Below are 9,759 nucleotides of genomic sequence, written 5' to 3'. Positions count from 1 at the left end.
CAGCAGAACTTACATCTTTAAATAGTTATTTGTGTCCTGGTGCTGGAGCGATTACTATTACATATAATCCTTAACAATAAATAATATTTTAGGTCTTGTTTTTTCAAGACCTAAAATGTTATAATTTTACAAAATATGAAAAATATTTTTTTTAGTTTATTATTTTTTTCTTCTATAATGTATTCTCAACAAAATATGAACATATTGTTTCATGCTAATTATGAATTAAAATTTAAAGAATACAAGAATTTAGAAAAAGCAGATATTAATACTTTTGTATTGTTATTCAATAATAAAGAAAGTTATTTTAAAAATTCCACTATATATGTTAAAGACTCTTTGATTGATAGCGGCAAGATTAAATACAATGACACTCAAGATGATTTAAACATTAATATGATGTACTATACAAATTTTCCATATACAGTTTACAAGAAAGGAAATGAAATTAATTTTGCAAATGAACTACCTTATTCAGGTGAACTGCGATATATTGAAACTGTAAATTTTGATTGGAAAATAACGAAAGAAATTAAAAAAATTAAAGGTTTTGATTGTATAAAAGCCACCACAACTAAATGGGGAAGAAAATGGACAGCTTATTTTTCTCCAAATCATCCAATGCCTTTTGGACCATATAAGTTCCATGGTTTACCTGGTCTTATTTTTGAAGTTTCAGACGAAAAAAATGACTATAATTTTACATTATATAGGTTTAGAAATAGAAAGAAAAATAATGTAATTTTACATAATTATCCAAAAGCAAAGAAAGTTACAAAGGAACAATATACAAAATCAAGGCATGATGACGCAGTTCATCCTTTTGAAAGTTTTATTAAAGATGAACCAGATATGCCAAAAAAAATATTAAAAATGAAAATAGAAAAAGAAAAAAACTATAATTCTATAGAATTAACTGAATAATGAAGATAACATTTTTTATTTTATTTTTATCCTTTGTTTCATATTCACAGAATAGCATAAAAGGAAAAATTAAAAATTCAAAAGGTGAATTAATAGAAAATGTTAGTATTACAATTGAAGATGTAAAAGATAATAGTATTGTATCTTTTGCAATATCAAATGAAAAAGGAGAATATCACTTATCAATTGATGACGATTCTTTGAATTTTCGTATGATTATTTCTTGTATTGATTATCAAAAAATAAAGCAAGAAATTACTAATAACTCACAAGTTTTAAACTTTACTTTAGTAGAAACAATTACCTCACTTGAAGAAGTAAAAGTAGATATAAAAGCTATTCAACAAAAAGGTGATACACTTACTTACAATATTAGTTCATTTGAAGGAAAAGATGATACTACATTATCAGATGTATTAAAAAAAATACCAGGTATTTCTGTTGATGAAAATGGAAGAATAAAGTATCAAGGCAGAGATATTAATAAGTTTTATGTTGAAGGTAAAGACCTAATGTCAGGCAGTTATGGCACTTTAACAAATGGTTTGCCAAAAGGTGCAGTTACAAAAGTGCAAGTATTAGAGGATCATCAACCTATTAAAGTATTAAAAAACAGTGTGCCAAGTAATAGAGCTGCTATAAATATAAAACTAAAAAAAACCATAACACTTACAGGAAGTGCTTCTGTTGGTTCAGGTTTTTATCCTTTTTTATGGAATGCAAAGATAACACCAATGTTATTTACTAAAAAGTATCAATACCTATTTAATTATAAATCCAACAATATTGGGGAAGATGTAATTAGTGAATTGCAATCTTTTTCATTTGATGAAGGATTTGAAGGTTTAACATTTGATAATTTAACTGGTTATTGGTTAAATGTAGCTCAATCTGAACTACCTAAAATTGAAAGCAATCGTTATTTATTTAATAAAACGCAACTTTTTTCAACGAATGGTTTAACTACTATTTCTAAAAATTGGGAGCTAAAAGCAGATTTTAGTTTTTATAATAATGTTATTGAAAGAAATGGAACTCAGTTTTCAAAAATTGATTTATTTGACACTAACGGTATTTTTATCAATACAATAAGCTTTAGTAGAAGAAACTTAACAGAATTAGAAAATAATCAAATTAAATCAAAAATTATTCTTACGAAAAATACAGATAAAAGTTTTTTAAAAAACACTATTAAATATCAGTCAAATTGGAATAGTGTTTACGGAAATATTAATAGTGATTCCTCAATAATAAATCAGAATGTATATTCACCTAGTTATTCTTTTCAAAACTCTTTAAGTGCTATTTCTTTATTAGGAAAGAAAATAATTAATTTTAAATCAACTTTAAATTATATTTATGACAAACAATTTTACGAGGTTTCTCCATATAGTAATATAACCCTAGAGCAATTTCCATCAATTGATGCAGAAAAAATTAAGCAAAATATTGTTATAAATACTTTTAATTTAACTACCGAAGCATCTTTTATTTTATCAATTAAAAAGGTATCTATTATACCTTCTTTTGGATTTCAAATAGAAAAAATTAAATTAAATTCTTTAGCAATAGGCAAAGATACTTCTGATAATACCATAAATTTAGGTTCTAATTTTGAGAATAATTTGATTTGGAACAAATCTCTTCCAAAATTAAGTTTTGCAGTAAATTTTATTGATGATTCTTGGAATGTAAATGTAAATTCCCCATTTAATTTTTATAGTTTAAAAGCTATAGAGTTAAAAAATGATTTTAGTAAATCATTAAACAAACTAACTTTCGAACCTAATTTTACAATTAAGTATAAAATATCAACGGAATTATCTAAAACATTTTATGGTTCAAAAAGTATTAATTTTGGAACAATAGATAATTCTTATTCATCTTATATTTATTCTGCTTTAATTTTAACACAACAAAATTCAGATATTCAAAAAGTACTAATAAAAAAAATAGGCGGTAATTTAGAATATAAATTAATTCTTCAAAATTTATTTATAAATTTTAATTATGAAATAAGTAATAACAAATCTAATAATACAATTACTCAAAATATATCTGAAAATGGTCAAACAATAATCAATCAAGTTATGACAGATAATGTTTCAGAAAATAAAAGGGTAGGTTTTGAAATTGGAAAATATATCCCAAAATTAAAATCAAAAATTACTTTTGGTTATTGCATAAGCAATCTATTAAATAATATTCTAATTAATGACAGTAATCAAAACATAAATTCAATTCAAAATGCTATGTCGCTTAAATTAAATGCAAATTATTTTTCTTGGCTAACTTTTGATTATAATATAAATTATTCAATTAGTAAAAGAAATAATGTAAATATTAATGCTTTAACAAGTGATTTAAAGATTTTAATTTATTTATCTGACAAACAACATTTTGGTATTTTTAAAGAGGATTATTCGTATGAATATGGAAATCAAAAATTTAAAAATCAATTTTTAGATTTAAGTTATCAATATACATTTAAAAAGAGCAAAATTGATTTAGAGCTAAAATGGACAAATATTTTAAATACTAAAAATTATAATGAGTTACTATTAAATGATTTCAGTACTATTTCAAACACATTTTTAATTAGACCTTCACAGATTTTAGCAAGTTTAAGATTTAATTTTAAATAAAAAGAACATTTTGAAGACATCAAAGGATTTCTTGCTCATAAAAAAATGGAGAATTTGAGAGAAATAGAAAAATAGTCTATCTTTATTGTATGGAAATCCTGCAAAAAGATTTTTTCAAATCTAAAGAATCACTTATTAGCTGGGCAAATCTCTTGCCTTATCCATTTATTTTAGCCGAAATTAATGCCAATTCTCAATTTGAAAATGTCTATTTTAATGATAATTTAGTATCAGAATTTGGCTTCACAGTTTCAGAAATTAAAGATGTAAACGAATGGTTTTTAAAAGTTTATCCTAACGAAGATTATAGAAATCAAGTTAGACTAAATTGGCAAAAAGAATATCAAATTGCTAAAATAAAAGGAGAAAATCTTGTAAAAATTAAAGCCAAAATAACTTCTAAAACTAAAATTGAAAAATGGTATGAAATAAAAGCTTTTTTTATAGAAAATTTATATGTTTTTGCATTTGTAGACATCAATAATGAAGTTTTAATGCAAGAAGAATTAAAAAAAATAAACAATAATAATGATAGAATGTTAACCATTCTTAGTCATGATTTAAAATCTCCAATAGTAAACTTGGCGTTAATATCTTCTGTTGCAGGCAACTATAAAATCGCTAAAAAAGATTTTTCTTCAATGGTTGAAATGATTAATAAAGAATCGGTTCAAGTTTTAGAATTGTTGGAAACAACTTTAAATTGGGCAAAACTAAATTTTAATACCATTCAAATAAATAATGTTTCTATTGATTATAATTTACTCGTAAGAAACATTGTTTCAATATACAAAACCAATTACGAGAATAAAAAGATTAAAGTTAGCATTGATTTAGAAGATTTAATTACTGCTCCAAAAGATATAGAAATTATGACAATTATCATTAGAAATTTATTTTCTAATGCAATTAAATTCACACCAATTGGAGGTTCAATTTCTATTTACAATACCGATAATCAATTGATTATAAAAGATTCTGGTGTTGGAATGACAAGAAATAAAATAGAAAGTATTAAAGAAATTAATTATCATTCTACTCGAGGAACCGAAAATGAATTGGGAATAGGAATGGGTTTACATTTAGTTATTAATTTAATCGAAAAAATTGGATGTAAATTTAATATTGAAAGTAAAGTTAATAATGGTACAACTGTAAAAATTGAGTTTTAGTTTTTTTAAATCTTAATTTCCTTTAATAGCTTTTGGTTTTCCATCTTTTGTAATAATTATTACAACACCTTTTTTACCTTTTTCTCCATAAATTGTTGCTGCTTTTTCTGGATTTAATATTGTTGTTGATTCAATTTCTTGCTTTATTAATGGCGAATATGGACTTGTTGGATTTGGTCCAAACAAGCTTTGTTCGCTATAATAAACACCATTAATAATATACAATGGCTCAGGCAAAACTACAATCGAGTCTAATTCTTCTTGACTAAGATTGGATAGTTTTTTATCTGTAGCTTCACCATCTATAACAATTAATGGTTCTTGCTTTTTAGCAGATTGTTTTGCAACTTTTGCTTTCTTAAAATCATTTTCTGATTCAGATTTAACAATATCTTTATGTTCAACTCCACGAGCATCAAATTTTCTATTCCACATAAATGTTCCTGATTTATTGGAAGATGCGGTATTAAAATTTCCATTTCCATTGACTGATAATGAATCTATTGTTACTGCATTTGGCACTGAATTCATTTCTAAATCATCATTAGAAGCAACTTGATAGCTTGATGTGGTTGCTTTTTCTAGAATTATATTGGCATCTTTTTTTATTAAAGGATTTTGAATTTCGGTAGTAACCAATTCTTTATCTATTGTTAAACTATCATTTGTATTTTCTTTAAGTTTATCAGATGTTACTATTTCATTTTCTGGAAGAATGATTTCTTCATTAGATTTAAAATATTGATAAGCAACAGAAACAAATAGTAATAGAGAAGCTGCAACCGCAATTTTTTTCCAGAGTTTGGTTTCTTTTTTTAGTACTTTTTTGTCGATTTTTTCTTCGACTCTATTCCAAATCTTATCCATAGACGAAAAGTCTTTGGTTTCTGCATTTTGGGCAGCAGATTTGATTTGATTAAATAATTTATCGTTAGTGTCCATGACTTATTTTATTTTTTGATAATAATGATTGTTAACTAATTCTTTCAGTTTAGTTTTAGCTACATTCAACTGTGATTTAGATGTTCCTTCGGATATGGTAAGCATACTCGCTATTTCTTTGTGACCATAACCTTCTATCACAAATAGGTTAAAAATTGTTTTGCAACCTTCGGGAATAAAATTTAATAAATTAAGTAAATCTTCTTCTTCAAGATTGGTTTCTGGCAAGGTTTCTGGTTGCAAGTAAATACTAGTATCTTCTAGATATAAATTAAAATTTACATTGCGTTTTAATTGAAGTAGACATTGATTTACGGCTATTTTTCGAGCCCAACCTTCAAATGCTTTTATCTCTTTTAATTGTTCAATTTTTGTGAAAATAGTATAAAAAGCATCTGCCAAAACTTCTTCAATTTCTTCTTCTTTTTTTAAATACCGTTTGCAAGTGCGATAAAGCTTTGGCGACATGTATTCATACACTTGCTTTTGCGCTTCTCGCTGCATTTTTTTGCATGCTAATATTAGGTTTTCGTTTATCACAAATTAGGTCTTTATTGTATAGAGTACATTTTTATTAAAAAGGTTGGGATGAATGTAAAAAAAAAATTAAATTTTTAGCTTCAAATGATAAATAGTCGATTCTAAAATTTCGGTATCATTATCTTCACACAATAAAAATTCTATTTCATTTTTCGACTTTTTATACAAAGTTAATCCTTCAAATTTAATTGTGTTTGTAATTATGTGTGTTGATTCTAATTTTAAAGTTTCAAAATCAATACACCCAATTAAACTTCCTAGAACTTCGCCATCATTATAAGTTGAAGTCGTATTTTCTGCAGTTGCTAAAAAATAAATTTTGTTTTCTACCAAAATTGCATCAGTAAAGGTGGTTTCTATTTTTTGAATTTTGGGAAGTTTTATAGGTTTAAATTCTATTTTTGGATTTTTATTTATTGATTTATCTTCAGCAATAATAATTCCGTTTTTACAATTGGCACCGTTTCCTCTTTGAAAATAATATATTTTTTTGTTGTGAGTAAAAACACCTTCAATATTTAAATCTTCGTCAGATATTTTTAATATTTCTTTTATTCTATTATTGGATAGCGTTAAATCATTTTCTTGAGTAAAACTGCCATCTTTTTCATAAATAATTACTTTGTTTCTGTTTTCTGTTGAGCCAGAACCAATTATAAAAAATCTGTCATCTTTAAACGTTATAGATTCAAAATCGGATTTCAGATTTTTAGGGATATTTTCTTCTGAATTTTCGAATAACTTTATTTTATTAAGTTGTAATGAATCTAGTTGATAGTGATATAAATAGGTACTATTGTCAGAAATTAGATAAATAGAATTGTCAACATAAATTAATCCTGATGCTGAACCAAGACCAATTATTTTTAGAAATACCGAAAGTTGAAATTTTTCCATAAGTTAGCAGATAATTTTAGCCCAGATAGAAGTGGAAATCCTTTTTCTTGCGAGGTACGAAGCAATCTAATTGAAAGATTTCTTCGTACCTCGCAAGGAAAAGATTGGAACGCATAGCTGGAAATAGCTTCAAAATATTATTTTTACAAATATAAAATATTTACTATGAACTCAATTAACACTGATGATTTTAAAGTGGTTGGAAAAATAAATTTGTCAAGTATTCCAACAAAACTAGACATTGATACTGATAAAGATGAAGAGCAACTTGCACTAGACAAAGTGCAAATAAAGTTGAGCAAGAAGCAAGATGCCATGTATGCTCACAATAAATATGCTTTTTTAATTTGCTTGCAAGGCATGGATACTAGCGGAAAAGACAGTTTGATAAGAGAAGTTTTTAAAGAATTTAATCCTCGTGGAGTTGTGGTTCATAGTTTTAAAACTCCAAACTCAACCGAGTTAGAACATGATTACTTGTGGCGACATTATTTGGCTTTGCCAGAGAAAGGAAAGTTTGCAGTTTTTAATAGAACACATTATGAAAATGTATTGGTAACAAGAGTTCATCCTGAATATATATTGTTTGAAAATTTACCAGGAATTAATAAAGTAGAAGATATTACACCACAATTTTGGGAAAATAGATTTGAACAAATTAATAATTTTGAAAAACACATTGCTCAAAACGGAACTAAAGTGTTGAAATTTTATTTTCACATGAGTAAAGAAGAGCAACGCAAACGATTGTTAAACAGATTAGAAACTCCAGAAGACAATTGGAAGTTTTCTGCTGGCGACATGAAAGAAAGAGAACGTTGGGATGATTATATGAAATATTATGAAGAAGCAATAAATAAAACAGCCAAAGAAAATGCACCTTGGTATATTGTTCCTGCTGATGATAAAGGTGTTGCAAGGTATATTGTGGCTAAGATTATTTGGGATGAATTGCAAAAACTAACCGATATTACAGAACCAGAATTGGATGCAAAAGTTAAAGCCAATATTGAAGTTTATAGAGAACAATTGAAAGGGTAAAAAAAAATTTATTGCAAAAATCAATTACAAAAATCAATTTCAATTTATTGTTTTATTGCAAGTAGTATAAAATGTGCAGCATATTAATATAAAAAAAATGCTCTGAATTTGGTTTCAGCGTATTTTTTGCAATTATGAAATTTTATTTTTACCAAATTTTAAAAATATTTTATTAAGAACTATTTTATCTATTACTTTTGCATACAAATTATTTATAAGTGAATTTTAGTACCTACACCAAAGAATTTAAAGAAAACATTAAACTTGCTTATCCTATTATATTAGGAATGCTTGGTCATACAATGGTTGGACTTGTAGATAATATTATGGTTGGCAAACTTGGTCCAACAGAACTTGCAGCAGTTTCATTAGGCAATAGTTTTATTTTTATTGCAATGTCATTAGGAATAGGTTTTTCTACAGCAATAACACCATTAATTGCAGAAGCCGATGGCGAGAATAGTTTAGTAAAAGGAAGAAGTGTTTTTCATCACGGATTGGTTTTGTGTACCATTCTTGGATTTTCACTTTTTGGGTTGATATTTTTATTAAAACCTTTGATGTATTTAATGGGACAACCAAAAGAAGTGGTTTTATTAGCAATACCTTTTCTAGATTTAGTTGCCTTTTCATTAATTCCATTAATTATTTTTCAAGGATATAAACAATTTGCTGATGGAAAAAGTGAAACCAAATATGCTATGTGGGCAAACTTACTTAGTAATGTTGTTCACATAATTTTAAATTTCATTTTTATTTACGGATTTTGGATTTTTCCTAAAATGGGAATGTTAGGCGCAGCAGTTGGAACATTAGTTTCTAGAATTATTATGGTGATTTTTTTACATTTCATATTAAAATCTAAAAATAAATTTAAACCCTATTTTGATGGTTTTAGTTTGAAAGCTATTGGAAAATCGATGACTATGAAAATTGTAAATCTTGGGTTTCCATCTGCCATGCAAATGTTTTTTGAAGTTGCATTATTTACAGGAGCAATTTGGCTATGCGGAAAAATAGGAACTACTAGTCAAGCAGCAAATCAAATTGCGTTGAGTTTAGCATCGATGACATTTATGTTTGCCATGGGATTGAGCGTTGCCGGAATGGTGAGAGTAGGAAACCAAAAAGGAATTAATGATTATAGAAGATTGCAAATTGTTGCACGATCCATATTTTTATTAGCAATTTTTATCGAAATTATTTTTGCATTATTATTTATAGTTTTTTATAAAAAACTGCCCGAATTGTTTGTCAATTCTGAAAATCTTTCGAGTATAAAAGACACGACTGAAGTAATTGTTATTTCATCTAAATTATTAATTGTTGCAGCAATTTTTCAAATATCTGATGGAATTCAAGTTGTAGTTCTTGGTGCATTGCGTGGCTTGCAAGATGTAAAAATCCCAATGTATATTACTTTTGTTGCCTATTGGGTAATTGGTTTTCCGATATCAATTTATTTGGGATTATATACTGATTTAAAAGCTGTTGGTGTATGGATTGGATTACTTGCAGGATTAACTGCAGCAGCATTATTTTTGTATATTAGATTCAATAATTTGACCAAAAAATTAATTAATCAAAAACATTCTTAA

8 protein-coding genes are annotated in these 9,759 nt (G+C 26.2%); 5 read left to right on the top strand and 3 right to left on the bottom strand.

Annotated features, from left to right (window positions below):
- The first annotated feature begins 135 nt into the window (after nt 1-135).
- The 3 genes from ACH2BO_RS14050 (at nt 136) to ACH2BO_RS14040 (ending at nt 4,741) form a co-directional block, all read left to right on the top strand.
- Nucleotides 136-924 (top strand): GLPGLI family protein, encoded by a 789-nt coding sequence (locus ACH2BO_RS14050; protein WP_395045363.1) that lies wholly within the window; start codon nt 136-138, stop codon nt 922-924.
- On the top strand, nt 924-3,569 hold the full coding sequence (locus ACH2BO_RS14045) for a carboxypeptidase-like regulatory domain-containing protein (RefSeq protein WP_395045362.1): 2,646 nt from the start codon (nt 924-926) through the stop codon (nt 3,567-3,569). Before ACH2BO_RS14050 ends, ACH2BO_RS14045 begins: the two co-directional genes overlap by 1 nt.
- An 89-nt stretch (nt 3,570-3,658) precedes the next feature.
- The gene (locus ACH2BO_RS14040; protein ID WP_395045361.1) at nt 3,659-4,741 is read left to right on the top strand and encodes a sensor histidine kinase; all 1,083 of its coding nucleotides are present in this window, start codon (nt 3,659-3,661) and stop codon (nt 4,739-4,741) included.
- A gap of 12 nt (nt 4,742-4,753) precedes the next feature.
- Here the strand turns inward: ACH2BO_RS14040 and ACH2BO_RS14035 are convergent, their stop codons facing one another.
- From ACH2BO_RS14035 to ACH2BO_RS14025, 3 genes are all read right to left on the bottom strand, one after another.
- Nucleotides 4,754-5,683: a hypothetical protein gene (locus ACH2BO_RS14035; protein WP_395045360.1), complete on the bottom strand. Its 930-nt coding sequence runs from the start codon at nt 5,681-5,683 to the stop codon at nt 4,754-4,756.
- A gap of 3 nt (nt 5,684-5,686) precedes the next feature.
- Nucleotides 5,687-6,187: an RNA polymerase sigma factor gene (locus ACH2BO_RS14030; protein WP_395045359.1), complete on the bottom strand. Its 501-nt coding sequence runs from the start codon at nt 6,185-6,187 to the stop codon at nt 5,687-5,689.
- A gap of 102 nt (nt 6,188-6,289) precedes the next feature.
- On the bottom strand, nt 6,290-7,120 hold the full coding sequence (locus ACH2BO_RS14025) for a DUF6929 family protein (RefSeq protein WP_395045358.1): 831 nt from the start codon (nt 7,118-7,120) through the stop codon (nt 6,290-6,292).
- Between the two features lie 165 nt (nt 7,121-7,285).
- Here ACH2BO_RS14025 and ACH2BO_RS14020 point away from each other — a divergent pair, with 165 nt between their 5' ends.
- On the top strand, nt 7,286-8,161 hold the full coding sequence (locus ACH2BO_RS14020; RefSeq protein ID WP_395045357.1) for a PPK2 family polyphosphate kinase: 876 nt from the start codon (nt 7,286-7,288) through the stop codon (nt 8,159-8,161).
- 218 nt (nt 8,162-8,379) lie between these two features.
- Nucleotides 8,380-9,759 (top strand): MATE family efflux transporter, encoded by a 1,380-nt coding sequence (locus ACH2BO_RS14015; RefSeq protein ID WP_395045356.1) that lies wholly within the window; start codon nt 8,380-8,382, stop codon nt 9,757-9,759.

The organism is Flavobacterium sp. (assembly GCF_043773265.1).
Taxonomy (GTDB): domain Bacteria; phylum Bacteroidota; class Bacteroidia; order Flavobacteriales; family Flavobacteriaceae; genus Flavobacterium.
This window is presented reverse-complemented; position numbering and strand designations above follow the sequence as displayed.